The organism is Paraburkholderia terrae (assembly GCF_002902925.1).
Classification (GTDB): domain Bacteria; phylum Pseudomonadota; class Gammaproteobacteria; order Burkholderiales; family Burkholderiaceae; genus Paraburkholderia; species Paraburkholderia terrae.
The window spans coordinates 149084-167239 of the sequence record NZ_CP026111.1; the positions used below are offsets into that span (position 1 = coordinate 149084).

An 18156-nucleotide genomic window follows, 5' to 3' on the forward strand; every position below is an offset into this window, starting at 1 on the left:
GGAGGTTACGCACTAGGCGTCTGAGATTCGTTTTTGACATGGATATTCGCTAGTAATGCAACAGCCTTGATGTCCGTCGACGAGATGTCACCCGCACCGCGCGAATCTAGCAGCGACGAAAGCTGGCCACACGTTATTTCGAGCATGGCGCGATATGTTTCGTTCGTCGCGTCGGCGCTACGCGCGAACCGTAAAGCCTCCTGCCAGCACAACGTATCCCGCTGTTCGGGCATGTGAATGAATCGAATCGCGATGCGTCGAGCAGCGTCGGCAATTCTGTTCGCTTCCTTGGGCGGCATCCCTTCACCCTTCAAGTCCGAAACCATCTTCTCAATTTCCACACCGAAATCGCTGGCAGTGGATGCTGACTCTAGCAGTCGTGAGAATGCCTTTTTGGTGAAGCCCTTCTCGGAAACGATGTCCTGAAGGGAGGACAGAATCCGCTTCTTTCCACCGAGACGCGAGAATGAGTCAAGCAGTTTGGACACCAGCTGTCCCGACGTGTCGGGGAGATTGAGTTCGTCAACAAGCAATTCACCCAGAGCTCCGCGCACGGTTTCGCGCATCGTCGACGGCTGTAGCTTCGTATGCTCGAATGCAAGTTTCGAGATGTGCGAAAGTCCTTGTAAGCCGAGCTCTTTCCTTAGGCGAGCACTGATATCAGTCGTATCTGAATCGCATAGAGCGTCGAAACGTAGGGATGAATGTAGAGGCGGCGCAGAACCGCTTGGCAATTTCGCGCTCAGGGGCGCGTTCGAAACGAAGGCGCCGACTGCTTCCACAGTGGACGGAAGCTTGGCGATACTGAGGTACAGTTTCCCGAGAGGTGACTGCCCGCGCAGTCTCGTGGTACCACGACGCCTCGATTTCTTGGGTGCAGCCAGTGCATGCTGTTCGTGTTCGGCATCCGTCGAAGCGAACAACTCGGCCTGACCTTTCGGGTCCACTTCAGGTTGCGTGTTGTCGACCGTGTCCAACTCAGGCCGCTTACATAGGGACGCTATCGACCAGTCCTTCCGGTCCCGTTTCTTCAACTGGAATAACGCGGCCGACGATGGAGTGTCGGCGCTGTCGAGTAACGCCACGTCTTGAATATATTCAAAAAGCAACGCATAGTCGTTCTGCTTTGCTCGCTCGAGCGCGACCAGCAGGTACATTGCCCAGTATCGGGCGAAATCGACGCCATCGTTATTTTCTTCGCCACCGCTCTCGTTGATTTCCGGGTCAGCCAGCAAGGCGGCCCAAACGTCGACGTTCGGGCCACTGTCCTCGGCGTCAGAGCTGTCGTTTTGCGCACTCACATTTTCACCATGTCCTTTTATGGACCATCTGTGCCAGGATGCTCTCCCATCCGGTAGCTCCAGCGTGCTTGCTTATTGCGTTTGACGTCGGGCAACGGAAACCGGCCCGCAAACAGGGCTGAAGTGGCACGTTTTGAAATGCCGCCTGCGTAGGAATCAACGAGATGCCGAATTGCGTCTCTTTCGACGGCCGGCGCGCGATTGGCCCGCAGGGACCAACAACACCATCGAATCATACATCGAGCGCCGAGGTCGAGAACCGTCATGAAAGTTGCCACTAACTCTTTAACGGCTGTTGATACAAATCCTTGATGGAAATCACCGGACAGGCATTGCTCACTTTGACAAGGATGATTGAGGCGCGCAGTGTGAGGATGGAACCCATGTTGTAAAGCTAAGGAGATTGTCCAGCGTCACAACTGAAACCTGCTGCGTAGAGGGAGCGCCGGGGTAGAGAGCACATGCGTGTGAGTCGCAAGTGACAACATATCCTTCAATCGTTTGGGGCTTGCCAGCTCCGACGCTGCGTGAAATCCTCGCGTACGCCATGCCTTGACCGACTTTTCCAATGCACTGCAGCCGGTCTATAGACGTCCGCTCGTCCAGGGCGAATTGTCTTCCTTGGGCGGCTTCGGCTGAAGTGAACGCCCAAAGGACTAGCACGAATGCAGCAGCGGCCAGCAATATGCCTGCCGTCACTATCATAGGCGAGAATTTCCGTTCGGCAACGCTTCTGAAATAGTTATCGGTGTCGACAGCTAAGTTCTTACGTTTCGCTGCTGCTCGACGACCCAGATGCTCGGCGGCGGTCACAAGAGCATATACAAGCCCCAGATACACTCCGAAGCCCACCAGAAGCAGGAAGTCCTTGTAAGCGCTTTGCTGAAATCCGAAGAACATCATCTGCTGCGGTGTCCACGGCATTAGCGCGTCATAAAGACCGTACGCGTCCAGATAACCTGAGCGAAATGCCTGGCCGCTCGCATTGTTGATTTCCACCGAATTCTGACCCACTGTTTTCATCTAAATTTGACCCACCCCCAGACAGCGTAGTGCATCTATTCCGATGTGGATAACTCTTCGCCGTCTGTCGTCTTTGAAGCTCTCTTTCTCGTCGCTTTTGCTTTGGCAGAACTGGTCCTGAAGCGCCACGATTCATTGCCCGTTTCAACGATATGGCAGTGATGGGTGACGCGGTCCAGAAGCGCCGTTGTCATCTTTGCATCGCCAAACACGTTGGCCCATTCCCCGAAGCTCAGGTTCGTCGTGATCACCACGCTCGTGTGTTCATACAGCTTCGAGAGCAGATGGAACAGTAGCGCCCCGCCAGTCTGGCTGAACGGCAGGTAGCCCAGTTCATCGAGAATCACCAGATCGACGTACATCAGTTTGTGTGCAATCTGCCCTTGTTTGCCGGCTGTCTTCTCGAGTTCCAGCGCGTTGGTCAGCTCGACCGTTGAGAAGTACCGCACACGCTTGCCTTGCCGTTGCACCGCTTCGATTCCGATCGCTGTGGCCAGATGGGTTTTGCCGGTGCCGGGTCCGCCGATGAACACGACGTTGTGTGCGCTTGCGAGAAACGCCAGATCATTCAGCTCATGGATCAGCGCTTCATCAACGCGTGCCTCCGAGAAGTCGAAGCCCTTCAGGTCGCGGTGAGCCGGGAATCGTGCAGCAGTCATCTGGTAAGCGATCGAGCGCACCTGCCGCTCGGCCGTTTCTGCCTGCAGAAGCTGCTTCATGAAACGCTCGGGCTCGAACTCGGTGTGGCGCGATTGAGCCAGCAGTTCGGGCCAGCTGCTGGCCATGCCATGCAGCTTGAGGCTCTTTAGCTGGGCCGTGACGTCGTTAGACATGGCGATCCTCCGGTGGGTTGGTGCGCAGGCTCTCGTAACGATCTACATCGGCGGCAGGCTCCTCGACGAGCTGGAGCCTCGTTGCGGCGACGTTCTGGTTTGCGACTGGTCCCTTGAGCCGGCTCAGAACGTTGAGCACGTGGTCAACGCTTGGACGGCCTGAATCCAGCGCGGCCTGCACGGCGAGCAGTACGGCATCAAGCCCGTGTTCCGGTACAGCCGCCAGCACCTGCGTCATGACGCGGTCGCCGCCCGGGTGCTTCAGGAGATAGCGCTGAAGCTGCTGCAACGGCTGCGGCATCGTCGCAAACGGGGCGCCGTTACGTAATGCGCCCGGTTTGCGTTCCACAAGCGTGATGTAGTGGCGCCAGTCGTAGAAGGTCATGTGCCGCTCGAAGCTGCGTTCGTGGCGGGCAATCTCAAGGGCGTCGACGACGACGCTCAGATACGCGGGATAGCAACGCACGCTCACAAGCTGGTTCGTGTACTCGGTCGGTACGCTGTAACGGTTACGCTGGAAGTGAATGAGGCTGGTGGACGACACACGCAGGGTCTGCTCAACGTAGCCATCAAACGGACGGGGATTGGGCATCAGCCTCGTGCGTTCGTCCTGGAGCACATCCTCAACCGTCAGCTCTGGCCACTGTGGGTGACGCATCTGCCAGGCCTGACGGCACTGGCCAGCGACCCATTCGTTCAGGATGTCCAGCGTGTCCCAGCGCCGCAGTGCGGCCTCGTGCCAGATCTGCCGACGCCGGTCCTGAACGTTCTTCTCAACGATGCCTTTCTCCCAGCCAGCGGCCCGGTTGCAGAACTCTGGCTCGAACAGGTAGTGACCACACATCGCTTCGAAACGCGCGTTGACCGCTCGCTCCTTGCCACGCCCGACCTTGTCCACGGCGGTCTTCATGTTGTCGTAGATGCCACGGCGCGGGACGCCACCGAACGCGGCAAATGCGCGTGCATGGGCATCGAACAGCATCTCGTGACTCTGCGTGGGATACGCGATCAGCCAGAAGGCACGACTGGCGTTCAGTTTGACGTGGGCGACTTCGAGACGGCGTCGCAGACCGCCGATGAAGGCGTACTCGCAACTCCAGTCGAACTGGAATGCCTCGCCGGGTTCGAACGCCAGCGGCACATAGGCCTTCTTGCGCGGCGCTTCGGTCTGCTCCTCGTGCCAGCGACGCACGAATGCACTGACACGGCCGTAGCTGCCGGCATAGCCCTGTTCACGGATTGCCTCGAACATGAAGCGCGCCGTGCGTCGGTCACGCTTCGGTCGGTGACTGTCTGCCCGTAGCCAGCCCGTCAGTTGCGCAGCCCAGTCATCGATAACACTGGGACTGATGCGCTTCGGGTACTTCGGCTCGGTGGCGTCGGCCTGCCGCAGCCACGTGCGCACCGTGTTTCGGGACAGGCCCGTTCGCCTCGCAATCTCGCGCAGCGGGACCTTCTCGCGGAAATACATCCGCCGGATCTTGGCCAGTATGCCCACCGTGATCACCCTTGTTGCCCCCGCTCAAAGATTGAGCAGGGCATTCAATCACGTGGGTCAAAATTCGATGAAAACTACGGCCTCAGGTGGGTCAATTCTCCGTGGACATCAACAGACGATACGTCAGGTCGTTCAGCGCCATCAGGAAGACTGCGACTGCCCAGATAACAAACAGTGCCACCACGACGTCGCCTAAGCCCTCCTCGCCTTTTTCGGCGGCTGGTCGCGCCCGTGCGCGCAAGGCAGGCACCCGCACCGAGCTCACCAATTTGCATGACCATCAACACATCGGTCTCGCGCTCGTCGCTGAAAGTGGAGACGAGTTCTATGCCGAATCAAGCGACTTCGACCCGTCCCGATGCAGCGAGTTTGTGCAGGAAACTGTCCTGCCCCAACTTGGTACACCAGTTGGTCGGGCGATGGCTTGCGTCGCTTCGCACGGGGCAGTGATGGCCTGGCTGCTGCGCAGCCCGGTTCGCGACCGCCCCATCCGCTGTTGCGACAACGACGTGGACCTGCGAATACATGAAAGCCTGATGGGGGACCTTCTGACAGGATGGGAGCAGGAGAACATCTGGACCAGGCTGAACTCAGGACCTGAGGCGTTTTTCGCGAACACGGCCATCAGCATCATGCGCTGTGGGACGCCCGCGCAAATCTGGCCTGCTTCATTCAAAAAGCGGTCAGCGGAGCCGGCCAGATTTGACGATAATGGGTGAAGTGGCGGCGCTCTTAGGCAGCGCTGTTGCAGTTTCTGCGGTCGGACTTTCAGGCCAGATTTGCAGCGACATCGGCTTCGGGGCAAATTCCGGGGCACACTGAAACGCCGCGGCGAGAAATTCTGCCTGTTCTTTTGGCGTTTTTGCAACGTTTTCGTGGCCCTCCGCTCCACCACGAATTCCCTTTAAAACCGGTCGCCTAGACCGGTTTTTTCTTGGGCGTCGTTTCTGTCATCGTTTGATTTGCCACCCCGCAGGGTGACACAAGGTGACAGTCGAGCGCCTACCCCTCGTAGCAGAATGACATATGCTCAGCGAGCTGGTCGACTCTGTTAGGCTTGGCGGCCCGTTGAAATCCACACGTTTCACCGGTCATCATCGTTCCCCACCTCGCCGCCATCCACGTTTTCGCCAGTATTGACATCTGTATAATTTGCTCGCCGAGCACGCCAGATGAATGGCAACGACAGAGGTCGTACGCGCGAAGACAACGGAAAGACACATTTCGAATGCAATCCGACGACGTTATTTCGTTATTTTCAGGGGCAGGGGGATTCTCCTATGGCTTCACCCTAGCTGGACTCAAGCCCATTTGCGGTGCTGAGATCAACAATGATGCGTGTGCGTCTTATGAAGCAAATATAGGAAGTGCCTGCCATTCGGTCGATCTTGCGGAGATATCGCCGAGCTTTTTTGTGGACGCGCTTGGGGGTAAGGAACCGTTCGCGATCATCGGGGGCCCTCCCTGCCAAGGTTTCAGCACAGCTGGGGCGAGAGATGCGGCGGATCCCCGAAATCGTTTGATCTTCAACTACTTACGTATTGTCGAAGAAGTCAGGCCCCGATGGTTCATTTTCGAGAACGTCGAGGGTCTGCTGACGTCGGGCCACGGAGACGCGCTTTATGCGCTAGTCAGCGAGTTTCTTCGCATCGGGTATTCAGTTCGGGTGCATAAAGTCAATTTTGCGTCGTACGGAGTTCCGCAAACGCGTAAGCGCGTGCTCATCATTGGGAACCGATTGGGCGCAGACTTCATCTTTCCTGACGAGACTCACTCCTTCGAATCGGGCAAGTCGAAGAAGCGTTCCGAAAAGCCCCTCGCTCCGTCGTTCGAACTGGCGACTGCTGGATTAGGTCAAGCGACGACAGATCTTGCTGGTCGTGTACCGTATGAAGCGGTAGCTTCAAGTGACGCCTTCGAAGCGTTCATGCGCCTCGGCAACGATTACGGTCATGTTTCACTTCACTCATATGTCGCCCCCAGCCCAAGCGAGGCTGAAAGGTTTGCTCATTTGCTACCGGGCCATACGATGAAAGACCTACCTGAGCATCTTTGGCATGACAGCTTCCGACGCCGAGCTTTTCGGCGCGTCAAAGATGGTACGCCCACGGAGCGTAGAGGTGGGGCACCGTCAGGCATAAAGCGACTACACGGCCATCTAAATTGCTTAACCATTACCAGCGCGGCGTCCAGGGAGTTCATCCATCCCGTACACAACCGCCCCTTGACGCTGCGCGAGTGCGCCAGAATCCAATCTATTCCGGACCGATACGAGTTCGTTGGCAACGCTGCGAGTGTGGCGCAGCAGATAGGCAACGCAGTTCCGCCTCTGGCCTCAATGGTTCTTGCAAATCATCTGAAAACGCTCGACGGCAGATTTGGGAGCGGCCTCTCGTTGCCCGATGCCGATCGCCGCGAGCTTTCGGCGAAGCTGCTAGGCTTTGTCCTGACCGAAGCAACCGGTATGAGTCCCGCGCTTCAGAGAACCGCGTCACTTCTGGGAACTCTTCAACAGCAACAACTTTTCGCCTGAAATGCCGAGAGACATAAGACTTGACGCAGAAGCGTCAACGTTTCTAACCAAGGTAACTTCGTTGGGTATTGCCACCGCGCTGCCAGTCGTGCTTTCCGGAGCCGAATTGGCACGTTTGATCGGCGTCATTTATCGCGACACGGACCGTGCGCAACTGTTACCGGCAGAGCTCCAGGCGACAATCGTTCCAGACCAAGACTATTATGCGACGCCGCTCGCCTGGTTCGAGGCACAGTACGATGTGCAAGGCACGGGTCAGATCGATCACATCGACTTGATGCTAAGAGGGCGTGGGGAGATTCCAGATTTCAATACCTACTTGCACTGTCTGAGTTCGCTTCACAAGCGCCGTAAGAAATATGCTCGAATTTTGTCGGCGCAACCGATTCCCACTATGGTGCAGGTATCCCCTCGAGCGTTGGTCGAATATGGTGGAATCGAGCCGGACGCTCTTGCATCATGGCTAACCTGGCGCAAGTGGTTCTATGACCTCGATAACCGCTCGGCGCAGGAAACCGGCTACCTCTTCGAGCCGATCTTGGCGGCCGCTCTCGGGGGCGAACCGAAGGGAGCAAGGGCAAAAGCGGTGACGCGTGCAGGAGACGGCACCAAGGGAAGGCAGGTAGATTGCTGGAAGATATTGCCAAACGGGGACAAGCTCGCTTACGAGTTCAAGCTCCGAGTAACGATCGCTGCAAGTGGGCAGGGCCGTTTTGGAGAGGAATTGGATTTCGCACGTGACTGCCGCGCGTCCGGCGCAAAGCCGATTCTCTTGGTGTTGGATCCAACTCCGAATCCCCGCCTCGCCGACTTGCAAGCGGCATTTAGGGCGCATGGCGGCGAAGCCTATGTCGGTGACGACGCGTGGCATCACCTGGAATTCGAGGCGGGGCCCACAATGGCAACGTTCATCGACCGCTATGTCAGTGCCCCGATTCATATGGTGTCGAACTTCGGAGGCCAGTTGCTCGATCTAACAGCTCGACGCCTCGACAATGGCCATATTCAACTGGCTGTCGGCGCGCATCAGCGGCTGATTCTCAGGCGCGAGGACTTCGCTTTGAGTGACGAGTCGGAAGCTGACGACGACGCATAAGCCGTGAGTGGTGCCGTGCCGTAGACAGCAGAGGAACGAATGGTTTCTTATGCCGGACTTCGATTCCAAGGCGTTACCACGCCACAGAGATCAAAAATCATGTCTGCGGTGCGGAGCAAGCGAAATCGTTCCACCGAGCTTCGCTTAGCGCGCATTTTGCGCAAGCATGGACTTTCCGGTTGGCGACGACATCTACCAATATTCGGCTGCCCAGACTTCACCTTCCGAGCCCACCGTACCGTAGTTTTCGTGGATGGGTGTTTTTGGCATGGTTGTCCAAAGTGCTATAAATGCCCCCGTACGAATTCTGATTTCTGGACGAGGAAGGTTGCCGTAAATCGCTCTAGAGATCGACTTGTTAGCAGGTATCTGCGTCAAGAAGGTTGGAAGGTCGTGCGAATCTGGGAACATTGTTTAAGAGACGAAGAGAAGCTTGTCGCACGGCTTCGACGCGCACTGTGCTCTTCTTGACGGTAGCGTCCGAGGTCGTGGCCGAGGCGGGAGGGTGGCCTACGCGCTTCACAATTGCCTGCCAGCGGTCGTTTCGTTGTCGAATGGTTGCCATCACTTCTCCGAGGCTGACAGCAGGATGACAAACCAGCTTCCCCGACTTCCTGTCAGGTCCGGTCCAGGCTAATACACATCAATTAAACGCCTGCTCGCCGACGGAATCTTTGCAAGGGCTTTTGCGCCCAACCACTTCATTTCCACAACATCCCCTTACAACGTGCGTAAGCATGGAACGTTCTCACACGCTACGGCTCCTACACCACGTAAACCCCGACACCTTGCGACCCGCAGCGCAGCACAAACCGCGCTACGCGCTCAGCACCTGCCAAATGAGCCTTTCGAATGGATTCGCACCGCCCGCGTTCTATCGAAGTGGATTTTTTCCGAGGAATCGTGCTGATCGTGATCGTGCTCGACCACATACCGGGCGGGGTGTTGCAGCACTTGATGTTGCACGCATACGCGCTGTGTGACTCAGCAGAGGTTTTCGTATGCCTGGGAGGCTACGCCTCAGCAGCCGCCTACGGCGCGGTCCTAAGCAAGAAAGGCGAAAAGGCAGCCCACAACCGCTTCTACAGACGCTGCTGGGAGATTTACCGCGCCTACCTGCTAACAGCGGTCCTCACATTACTCTCAGGCGCGATCCTGCAGCTACTGCAACTGAACCGTCCAATGGTCGACCTGACAGGCTGGCCATTATTCGCGGCGGCACCGATCAGAGAAGCATTCGATATAGCAATCCTCAGACGTCAGCCCTACCTATCAAGCGTCTTACCGATGTACGTGATCTTCGCGATCACCGTCCCCTTCATCGTCCCACTAGCCCGCAAAGCCCCACTCACCGCTCTGACGGCAAGCCTCGCAATCTGGGCGCTAGCAATACCCCTAGCCAAACTCTTCGCCATAGACGACGTCAGCGACTGGGCTTTCAACCCTTTCGCCTGGCAACTGATGTTTGTGATCGGTATCCTGTGCCGTGAGCGTCCGGTTTCAGATCAATTCCTGGAATCGAAACCCGGCCGCTGGTTAACAAGAGTCGCCGTAACAGCCGTGCTAGCCTTCGCAGTGGTGAAGCTTTTCATCCTGACCCAACCGCTCCCTGGCCACCTGAAACAGAACCTGTCGATTGAACGCGTGATCAACTTCCTTGCCATCGCCTGGCTTGCCGTCGTCCTTGTCCGCGCCGGCACCATCGCGAAACTCGCGCACAAAGCGCCAGCCGTCATCAAGGTCGGGCAGACGGGGTTAGTGTGCTTCGTCGGCGGCACGCTGATCTCTCTGATCGTCGACACAGCGACGCCGCACAGCATCCACGGCTTGACCCACGGTCTCGCAGCGCTCGCCGGCGACCTCGTAGCGATCACCGCCGTGCTGCTCCTCGCGCGTTTCTGGAAGGAATGGAAGGGCCCGACGCAGCCACGCGCCGCCGTCAGCGGAGCCGACTGCCGATGAAGCGCGGTATCGCATGGCCGCGTGCGGCGCTCTGGCTAGCACGCACGGCGCTCCTATGCTGCGCTGCGAGCGCAGCAACGGCGGCAACACCCGAAACCCAAACACCAACCGCCCCAAAACAACCCCCGTTCGCCACCCGCTGCACGGACCTAAACGACCTCTGGCTAGACGCCGAAACCATCGCACTCCCGACCCACGGCGCCCACGTCGAATCCGCAACCGTAATAACAGCCCAAACCCCCGGCAACGGCGCAGGCGAGTTCTGCCGCATCACCGGCGTCATCCGCGCAATAAAAGGCACGACACCCGACATCCGCTTCGACCTGAACCTGCCACGCCGCTGGAACGGCCGCGCATTGCAGGTCGGCGGCGGCGGCTACAACGGCACGGTCGTAACGGGCATCGGGGTGATGCCGTTCTCACCGATCCGCGCACCGCTAGCCCAAGGCTACGTAACCTTCGGCGACGACTCCGGCCACGTCGGCAATTCCGCACTCGCGGTCTTCGGACTTGTCGATGAAGCCGTCGTGAACTTCGGCTACGCGCATCTGAAGAAAACCCACGACGCGGCTCTCGCGCTCATCGTACGCATGTACGGCCATCCACCCGACCGCATGTACTTCGCGGGCGGATCGACGGGTGGTCGCGAGGGCTACACGGTGATGCAGCGTTTCCCCGACGACTACGACGGCGTAATCGCCGATTCCCCCGCGCTCAATTTCTCAGGCGTGCGCCTGATCGGCATACGCCTCGGCCAGGCCGAGTACGCAACACCCGGCGGCTTCGTCCCACCCGCGCTACTCGAACGCGTCTACCAAAAGTCCGTCGAAGTCTGCGACAAGCTCGACGGCGCGACGGACGGCATCGTCAGCGACGTCGCCGAATGCCGCCAGCGCGAACCCGAGATCATCGATGCGCTGCGTTGCCATCGCGGCACGTCGTACGCCCACGAAGGCGGCTGTCTAACGGACGCACAACTATCGACACTTAACATCCTGCGCGACGGCCTGAAACTGCCATACAAACTCGCCTACGACGTCAGCGGCTACCACGGCTACAACGTCTTCCAGGGCACCCGCCTGAACGGCATGCTGGGACTCGGCCGCGACCCGGCGCGTCAAACATCGCCTACCTTCACAGGCAACGGCTATCTGTTCGCACAAGCCGACGGCTTCATCCGCTACTTCGTCACCCAAGATCCCACGTACGATTCAATCAAATTCGACGTACAGCACCCCGGCAAATACCAGAAGCAACTGATCACGCTCTCGCAGGTCATCGGCGCAATGAATCCCGATCTTGGCCGCTTCATCGCAAAAGGCGGCAAGCTGATAACAATGCAAGGTCTCGCCGACGAAGTCATCAGCCCCAACCAGACGATCGCCTACTACGACCGCCTCGTCGACCTATACGGCGATGAGCGCGTGAACGCCTTCATGCGTCTCTACATGGTGCCGGGCTTCCAGCATGGCGGCGGCGTGTTCATTCCATCCGTCGATCTGCTCGGCGCACTCGACAGCTGGGTTACGCGCGGTGTCTCTCCTGAAACGCTGCTCGCCACCGACATCTCCCCGCCAACCAACGGCCGCTCGCGTCCACTGTGCCGCTATCCGATGTACCCGCGCTACCTCGGCAAGGGCAATCTCAACGAAGCCAACAACTTCGCCTGCAGCGAACCTTGAGCGTCCGCTGGTCAGATGAAAGCGCGCGTCACGAAGCCATAAAAACGCTGTCGCGCACCGCACATTTCGGCCCTCATTTCACCCGCAATCACGCAGCGCCCCTGTAGTATTGGGCGATCATCCCGCAAGGCGCTGCTATCTGCTGTCATCACACGCCTTCCGGTAATGTTTGCGCGCATCGACTGTGCGTGAACAGTTTGCACACAAACTATTGAGCAAAATTTACCTGCACTCCCCCGGAGACCTTATGACCGCTTCTAAAAGCGCGGCCCTCGTCGAGGTGCTGACGCGTCATCGCGACACGCTGCTCACAGAATGGTTGAACCAGCATCTATCGATCTCGCTGCGGCGCGGGCTCGCCACAGAAGCGGAGATGAGCGACCAGTTCCGAAACTTCCTGAACATCTTCTCCGACACACTCGCCAAAGCCGATACGCTGGACGCGTCGCGCCCCGAATGGGAACCCGTACGGGCGTTTCTCGCCGACATGTCCGCGCATCGCGCGCGCCAGGGCTTTACGCCCGTCGAAACGGCGACCTTCGTGTTCTCACTGAAGCAGCCGCTCTATATGCGCCTGCGCGAGGAGTACAGCAGCCAGCCGCAAGAACTCGCAGACATGAGCTGGGCGGTGAACCTGATTCTCGACTCGCTCGGCCTCTACACGACAGAAGTGTTCCAGCGCAGCCGTGAAGCGATCATCGCGCGTCAACAGGAAGAACTGCTCGAACTGTCGACGCCCGTCGTGCAGCTATGGGACGGGATTCTCGCTCTGCCGCTGATCGGCACGCTCGATTCGGCGCGCACGCAAGTGGTGATGGAAAGCCTGCTGGAAAAGATCGTCGAAACAGGTGCCGCGATTTCGATCATCGACATCACAGGCGTTCCAACCGTCGACACCCTCGTCGCGCAACACTTGCTGAAGACCGTCGCAGCCGCGCGTCTGATGGGCGCGGATTGCATCATCAGCGGCATTCGTCCGCAGATTGCGCAGACCATCGTGCATCTCGGCGTCGACCTGACCAACGTGATCACGAAGTCCACGCTGGCGGATGCTTTCATCATCGCGCTGCAAAAGAGCGGGTCGAGCATTCCGACGCGCGCCGCCGGTTAAGGTGACGCCATGGATCGCATTCCAATCCTGCGGTTGGGCGATTGCCTGATCGTCGCGATTCAGGTGGACATGCACGACCGCCTCGCCATCACGCTTCAGGACGACCTGACCGCGCGCATCGTGAAAGACAAGGCGAAAGGCGTGCTGATCGACATTTCTGCGCTCGATATCGTCGACTCGTTCATCGGCCGCATGATCAGCAACACGGCTGCCATGGCGACGGTGCTCGATGCGCAGACCGTCGTGGTCGGCATGCAGCCGTCCGTCGCGATCACGCTGGTCGAACTGGGACTCACGTTGACGGGTGTGCGCACGGCGCTCAACGTCGAACGAGGCATGGCGCTGCTCAAGCAGCGACAGCGCTGATTATTCGGGGCGCTCACACATGAACTCATTCGGCGTAGTGGTGACATCGACTGTCGAAGTCGGTCTGCGCTCGGATCAGGAGATCGTCAAGCTTCGCCAGATCGTGCGCGACGAAGCCATTGCACAAGGTTTCTCGCTCGTCGATCAGACGAAGTTCGTCACGGCCGCGAGCGAACTGGCACGCAACACGCTTTTGTACGGCGGAGGCGGCGACGCGACGTTGAGCGTGCTGCTCAACGGCACGCGCAAAGGCCTGAAGCTGACGTTCGTCGACCAGGGCGCGGGCATTCCGGATATCGAACGCGCGTTGCAGGACGGCTTCACGAGCGGCTCGGGTCTCGGCCTCGGGCTCGGCGGCGCGCGGCGTCTGTGCGACGAGTTTGAAATCCAGTCAGAACCAGGGAAAGGCACGACAGTGTCGATCACCAAATGGAAACTTCGCTGAGCGGTCTGCGTGCCATGCACGCGTCGTTCGAAATCGCCGACGCAAGCAGTGTCGCGTTCGCGCGGCGCGGCGCCAATGACGCAGCGCAAAAGGGCGCGTTGAACGAAACGGACTTGGGCCGCGTCGCGCTGATCGTGACGGAGGCGGCGACCAACATTCTCAAGCACGCGCAGCACGGCGAGCTGCTCGTGCGCGTCCTGCCTTCGGATACTGCGGGCACGTTTGCCAATGGCGTCGAGATCATCGCGATCGACAAAGGCTCAGGCATGCAGGACGTGCAGCTCGCGTTCCGCGACGGCAGCTCGACGGCGGGCTCGCCAGGCACGGGGCTCGGCGCGATCCGGCGCTTGTCGGAAGAGTTGTCGGTGTATTCGCAGCCGAATCTCGGCACGGTGCTGCGCGCCGTGGTGCGTAGCCGCGGCGGGCACGAGCGACCGGCACGCGCAGCGGCGGGCACCGACATCGGCGGCATCTGCGTGCCGTATCCGGGCGAATCCGTATGCGGCGACGCGTGGGGCATCGAAGCGGACCAGGACGGCTTGACCGTCACGCTCGCCGATGGTCTCGGCCACGGCCCCGACGCGCATGTCGCGGCAGCAGGCGCGGTCGAGGTCGCGCGGCGGCGCGCGGGCCGTTCGCCCGCCGCGCTGATGGAACTCGCGCACGGCGCGCTGCGCCCAACGCGCGGCGCCGCCGTCGCCATTGCGCGGCTGGATCTCGCGCGCTCGCAACTCGTCTTCACGGGCACAGGCAACATCGCGGCATCGATCTTCAATACCGGCAAGCCGGCGCTCGTCGGCGGCGGCACGAGCCATAACGCGAGCACGGCGGCCGACAGCACGCGCAACACCTGGCAGCTGACGTCGCGCAACGGCATCGTCGGTCATACGATGCGCGACTCGCAGGAGTTCGAAGTGCCGTGGACGCGCGACGCGCTGCTCATCCTGCATTCGGACGGCATCGGCACGCGCTGGGATTTAGCCGCCTATCCGGGCTTGCATCTGCAGCCGGCCGTGATGATTGCCGCCGTCCTGTACCGCGATTTTTCGCGCCGCCGCGACGACGCCACTGTGGTGGTTGTCAAGGCAGACCAGGGAGTACATTTCAGGCATGACGACCCCCATATTGCGCATCCGGCTTGAGGCTGAGGAAGACGTCGTCGCCGCGCGCCGCAAGGCTCGCGCGATCGCCGCGGGCTTTGGCTTCTCCACGCTCGACCAGACGCGCATCGCGAGCGCGGTCTCCGAGATCGCGCGCAATGCATTCGAATACGCGTATGGCGGCGAGGTGACGTTCGCGTTCGACGGCGCGTCGAGGCCGCAAGCGCTTCTCATCGACGTGCGCGACCAGGGGCCCGGCATCCGCGAACTCGAATCGGTGCTCGACGGCACCTACCAGTCGTCGACGGGCATGGGCCGCGGCATTGCCGGCAGCCGCCGGCTGATGGACCGGTGCGACATCGAATCGTCGCTGGAGCGTGGCACGACTGTGGCGATGGCGCGCTTCCTGCCCGTCGACCGCCCCGAAATGGCCGCGACGGGTATCGACGCGATCATGCGCAGCCTCGTCCAGCAAAACGCGCTGGGCAGACGCCCGGGCGGCGCAACGAGCGCCGAAGACGCGGCACGCCGCTCGTTCGACGAAGTGCTCGAACAGAACCGCGAACTCCTCTCCACGCTGACGGAACTGCGCGACCGTCAGGACGAGTTGACGCGCCTCACGCTGGAACTCGAAGCCACCAATCGCGGGGTGGTCGCGCTGTACGCGGAGCTGGACGAACGCGCGGACGAACTGCGCCGCGCCGACACGATGAAGTCGCGCTTCCTGTCGAACATGAGTCACGAGCTGCGCACGCCGCTCAGCTCGATCCGGGCGCTGTCGAATCTGCTGGTGAACCGGCTTGACGGCGATCTTTCCGCCGAGCAGGAACGCCAAGTGCTACTTATCCGCAAGTCGGCCGAGGATCTAACCGAAATCGTCAACGATCTGCTCGATCTCGCCAAGATCGAAGCAGGCCGTACCGAGGTGACGCCTGTGTGGTTCAAGGCCACCGAGCTCTTTGCGGCGTTGCGCCCGATGCTGACGCCGCTGCAGACTGATCCGTCGGTGAAGCTGATTTTCGAGGACGCGTACGGTTTGCCACCCATCTTCACCGACGAAGCCAAGCTCACGCAGATACTGCGTAATTTCGTCTCCAACGCGCTCAAATTTACCGAGCGCGGGGAGATACGCGTCGGCGCGCGAATGGAGCCGGATGGCGACCACGTCACGTTCTTCGTGGCCGACACGGGAATTGGCATCGCCGAGGAGCACCAGCAAGTGATTTTCGAGGAGTTTGGCCAGGTGCAGAACCATCTGCAGCAGCGGGTCAAGGGAACGGGCCTCGGCCTGCCGCTGTGCCGCAAGCTCGCCGCGCTGCTCGGCGGTTATGCGGGCGTCGACAGCAAGCCGGGCGTCGGCTCGACCTTCTTCGCGACGCTGCCGCTCACGATCGAAGCGGTCGCCGGACCGGGCGCGGACGACGCAGCCGGCGGCCCGGCCGTCGCGCACGGAGGCGCCTCATGACGGTTGCCGCTCCGCTGATCCTCAACGTCGACGACAACGACGGCGCGCGTTACGCAAAAACGCGCGTGCTCGTGCATGCCGGTTTCGAGGTGATCGAGGCGGCGACGGGCCAGGGCGCACTCGATCAGGTGCGTGCGCACAACCCGGCGCTCGTGCTGCTCGACGTGAAGCTGCCCGACATCAGCGGCATCGAGGTCTGCTCGATTCTCAAGCGCGATCCGCGCACGCGCTCGACGCTGATCCTGCAGACGTCGGCGGCTGCCGTGCAATCGTTCGACAAGGTCCGTGCGCTCGACGTCGGCGCGGACAGCTATCTGACCGAGCCGATCGAGCCGGCCGAACTCGCCGCCAACGTGCGCGCGCTGTTGCGGCTGCATCGCGCGGAAGAGGCGCTGCGCGACGCCGACCGTCGCAAGGACCAGTTTCTCGCGACGCTCGCGCATGAACTGCGCAATCCGCTCGCGCCGATCCGCAATGCCGTCGAGTTGATGGACCCACGCCATCACGCGAACGACGACACCGTGCGCGACGCGCGCATGATCGCGCGCCGTCAGGTGGAGCATCTGAGCCGGCTCGTCGACGATCTGCTCGACGTGTCGCGCATCACGCACGGCAAGATCGCGCTGCAGATCGAATGCGTTGATATCGCCGCCGCCGTCGCGACGGCTGTCGAAGCGAACCAGCCGTCGATTCAGAAGAAGCAGCACACGTTGCACGTCAACGTGCCCGACCAGTCATGCATGATCTACGGCGACCCGATTCGCGTCGCGCAAGTGATCAGCAATCTTCTGTCGAACGCGGCGAAGTACACGCCCGAAGGCGGCGTGATCGAGCTCGACGCGAGCGCGGCCGAAGACATCATGACGATCCGCGTGCGCGACAACGGCATCGGCATTCCGCCGAACGAACTGGCCGATGTGTTCAATCTTTTCATGCAATCGGAAGATTCGCTTGCGCGCTCGGAGGGTGGTCTTGGCATCGGGCTGTCGCTCGCGAAGACGCTCACCGAACTGCATGGCGGCACTATCGAGGCATTTTCTGCGGGGCTTGGAATGGGCTCGGAATTCGTTGTGACATTGCCGATAGCGGCGTCACAAAACGTAGCGTCACCTTGTCCGGTGAAGTCCGCGGCGGTGACGTCCGGCGACGCCGCCGCGACTAACCCGGCGCCCGTCGCTGCCAATCCCGTCGGTGACACCCAAAGCGCGCCGGACGTGAAGCGCCGCGTGATGGTGGTCGACGACAGCGTCGACGGCGCTGAATCGATGTCGATCCTGCTCGAAATGCTCGGCCACGACGTGCGCGTGATGTACGACGGCGCGGCAGCGATCTCGACAGCAGGCGAATTCAAGCCGGAAGTCGTGCTGCTGGATATCGGCTTGCCGGGCATCGACGGCTATCAGGTCGCGCGCGCGTTGCGCGCCGAGCCGGCCACGGCGGGCGCGTTGCTGATCGCGCTCACGGGCTATGGTCAGGAAAGCGACCGGCAACGCACGCGCGATGCGGGCTTCGATCATCACCTGGTGAAGCCCGCTTCGCTCGATGACATCGAGCGCGTGATCGCGGCGGACGGCGCGAGCGGCATGCCACGCAATCCGGGCACACCTGTGCAGTCGGACGCGACAGGGTGAAGGCGCATCGAACGGAAGGCAGCGAAGCAAGGTAGCTCGCGAGAGCGGTAAACATAGGCACCGGCGCACCGTGCGTGACCGCAGCGGCGGCATGCACAAGGGCGATACGG

The 18156-nt window shown here is 60.4% G+C and carries 16 protein-coding genes; 12 read left to right on the forward strand and 4 right to left on the reverse strand.

Annotation, left to right across the window (positions count from 1 at the left end):
- Positions 1–5: 5 nt before the first annotated feature.
- The 4 genes from C2L65_RS00690 to istA all read right to left on the reverse strand — a co-directional run bounded on the left by C2L65_RS00690 (position 6) and on the right by istA (position 4628).
- Positions 6–1301: a dsDNA nuclease domain-containing protein gene (locus tag C2L65_RS00690; protein ID WP_042313017.1), complete on the reverse strand. Its 1296-nt coding sequence runs from the start codon at positions 1299–1301 to the stop codon at positions 6–8.
- Positions 1302–1637: 336 nt separating this feature from the next.
- Positions 1638–2324, reverse strand: coding sequence for a hypothetical protein (locus C2L65_RS00695; protein WP_103254501.1), 687 nt, complete (start codon positions 2322–2324; stop codon positions 1638–1640).
- 35 nt (positions 2325–2359) lie between these two features.
- Positions 2360–3157 carry an IS21-like element helper ATPase IstB gene (gene istB / locus C2L65_RS00700; RefSeq protein ID WP_042317367.1) on the reverse strand — a complete coding sequence of 266 codons (798 nt, stop codon included), beginning with the start codon at positions 3155–3157 and terminating at the stop codon, positions 2360–2362.
- On the reverse strand, positions 3150–4628 hold the full coding sequence (istA, locus tag C2L65_RS00705) for an IS21 family transposase (RefSeq protein WP_427910162.1): 1479 nt from the start codon (positions 4626–4628) through the stop codon (positions 3150–3152). The genes istB and istA overlap by 8 nt, the downstream gene beginning before the upstream one ends.
- Before the next feature lie 128 nt (positions 4629–4756).
- Here istA and C2L65_RS00710 point away from each other — a divergent pair, with 128 nt between their 5' ends.
- The 12 genes from C2L65_RS00710 to C2L65_RS00765 all read left to right on the forward strand — a co-directional run bounded on the left by C2L65_RS00710 (position 4757) and on the right by C2L65_RS00765 (position 18046).
- Positions 4757–5374, forward strand: coding sequence for a hypothetical protein (locus C2L65_RS00710; RefSeq protein WP_158660404.1), 618 nt, complete (start codon positions 4757–4759; stop codon positions 5372–5374).
- 509 nt (positions 5375–5883) lie between these two features.
- The gene (locus C2L65_RS00715) at positions 5884–7188 is read left to right on the forward strand and encodes a DNA cytosine methyltransferase (protein ID WP_042314437.1); all 1305 of its coding nucleotides are present in this window, start codon (positions 5884–5886) and stop codon (positions 7186–7188) included.
- Positions 7189–7249: 61 nt separating this feature from the next.
- Positions 7250–8284 carry a restriction endonuclease gene (locus C2L65_RS00720; protein ID WP_156132386.1) on the forward strand — a complete coding sequence of 345 codons (1035 nt, stop codon included), beginning with the start codon at positions 7250–7252 and terminating at the stop codon, positions 8282–8284.
- A gap of 99 nt (positions 8285–8383) precedes the next feature.
- Positions 8384–8755, forward strand: a complete 372-nt coding sequence (locus C2L65_RS47270; protein ID WP_427910163.1) for a very short patch repair endonuclease — start codon at positions 8384–8386, stop codon at positions 8753–8755.
- A 381-nt stretch (positions 8756–9136) separates the two neighbouring features.
- The gene (locus C2L65_RS00730) at positions 9137–10246 is read left to right on the forward strand and encodes an OpgC domain-containing protein (protein ID WP_042314436.1); all 1110 of its coding nucleotides are present in this window, start codon (positions 9137–9139) and stop codon (positions 10244–10246) included.
- Positions 10243–11928 (forward strand): tannase/feruloyl esterase family alpha/beta hydrolase, encoded by a 1686-nt coding sequence (locus C2L65_RS00735; protein WP_042314439.1) that lies wholly within the window; start codon positions 10243–10245, stop codon positions 11926–11928. The genes C2L65_RS00730 and C2L65_RS00735 overlap by 4 nt, the downstream gene beginning before the upstream one ends.
- 247 nt (positions 11929–12175) lie before the next feature.
- Entirely contained in the window at positions 12176–13039 is an 864-nt protein-coding gene (locus C2L65_RS00740) for an STAS domain-containing protein (protein WP_042314435.1), read from the forward strand.
- Between the two features lie 9 nt (positions 13040–13048).
- Positions 13049–13405 (forward strand): STAS domain-containing protein, encoded by a 357-nt coding sequence (locus C2L65_RS00745; RefSeq protein WP_042314434.1) that lies wholly within the window; start codon positions 13049–13051, stop codon positions 13403–13405.
- 19 nt (positions 13406–13424) lie between these two features.
- Positions 13425–13850, forward strand: a complete 426-nt coding sequence (locus C2L65_RS00750; protein ID WP_042314433.1) for an anti-sigma regulatory factor — start codon at positions 13425–13427, stop codon at positions 13848–13850.
- The gene (locus C2L65_RS00755) at positions 13835–14992 is read left to right on the forward strand and encodes an ATP-binding protein (protein ID WP_042314432.1); all 1158 of its coding nucleotides are present in this window, start codon (positions 13835–13837) and stop codon (positions 14990–14992) included. The genes C2L65_RS00750 and C2L65_RS00755 overlap by 16 nt, the downstream gene beginning before the upstream one ends.
- Positions 14961–16415, forward strand: coding sequence for a sensor histidine kinase (locus tag C2L65_RS00760; RefSeq protein WP_042314431.1), 1455 nt, complete (start codon positions 14961–14963; stop codon positions 16413–16415). Before C2L65_RS00755 ends, C2L65_RS00760 begins: the two co-directional genes overlap by 32 nt.
- A complete protein-coding gene (locus C2L65_RS00765) occupies positions 16412–18046 on the forward strand; it encodes a response regulator (protein WP_042314430.1) in 1635 nt (544 codons plus the stop codon). The genes C2L65_RS00760 and C2L65_RS00765 overlap by 4 nt, the downstream gene beginning before the upstream one ends.
- Positions 18047–18156 lie beyond the last annotated feature (110 nt).

Bases quoted from the DNA above. Each gene is read 5' to 3' on its own strand.
- C2L65_RS00695 (WP_103254501.1), bottom strand. From the start codon at position 2,324: ATGAAAACAGTGGGTCAGAATTCGGTGGAAATCAACAATGCGAGCGGC.
- istB (WP_042317367.1), bottom strand. From the start codon at position 3,157: ATGTCTAACGACGTCACGGCCCAGCTAAAGAGCCTCAAGCTGCATGGC.
- istA (WP_427910162.1), bottom strand. From the start codon at position 4,628: ATGTATTTCCGCGAGAAGGTCCCGCTGCGCGAGATTGCGAGGCGAACG.
- C2L65_RS00715 (WP_042314437.1), top strand. From the start codon at position 5,884: ATGCAATCCGACGACGTTATTTCGTTATTTTCAGGGGCAGGGGGATTC.
- C2L65_RS47270 (WP_427910163.1), top strand. From the start codon at position 8,384: ATGTCTGCGGTGCGGAGCAAGCGAAATCGTTCCACCGAGCTTCGCTTA.
- C2L65_RS00730 (WP_042314436.1), top strand. From the start codon at position 9,137: ATGGATTCGCACCGCCCGCGTTCTATCGAAGTGGATTTTTTCCGAGGA.
- C2L65_RS00735 (WP_042314439.1), top strand. From the start codon at position 10,243: ATGAAGCGCGGTATCGCATGGCCGCGTGCGGCGCTCTGGCTAGCACGC.
- C2L65_RS00740 (WP_042314435.1), top strand. From the start codon at position 12,176: ATGACCGCTTCTAAAAGCGCGGCCCTCGTCGAGGTGCTGACGCGTCAT.
- C2L65_RS00745 (WP_042314434.1), top strand. From the start codon at position 13,049: ATGGATCGCATTCCAATCCTGCGGTTGGGCGATTGCCTGATCGTCGCG.
- C2L65_RS00750 (WP_042314433.1), top strand. From the start codon at position 13,425: ATGAACTCATTCGGCGTAGTGGTGACATCGACTGTCGAAGTCGGTCTG.
- C2L65_RS00755 (WP_042314432.1), top strand. From the start codon at position 13,835: ATGGAAACTTCGCTGAGCGGTCTGCGTGCCATGCACGCGTCGTTCGAA.
- C2L65_RS00760 (WP_042314431.1), top strand. From the start codon at position 14,961: ATGACGACCCCCATATTGCGCATCCGGCTTGAGGCTGAGGAAGACGTC.
- C2L65_RS00765 (WP_042314430.1), top strand. From the start codon at position 16,412: ATGACGGTTGCCGCTCCGCTGATCCTCAACGTCGACGACAACGACGGC.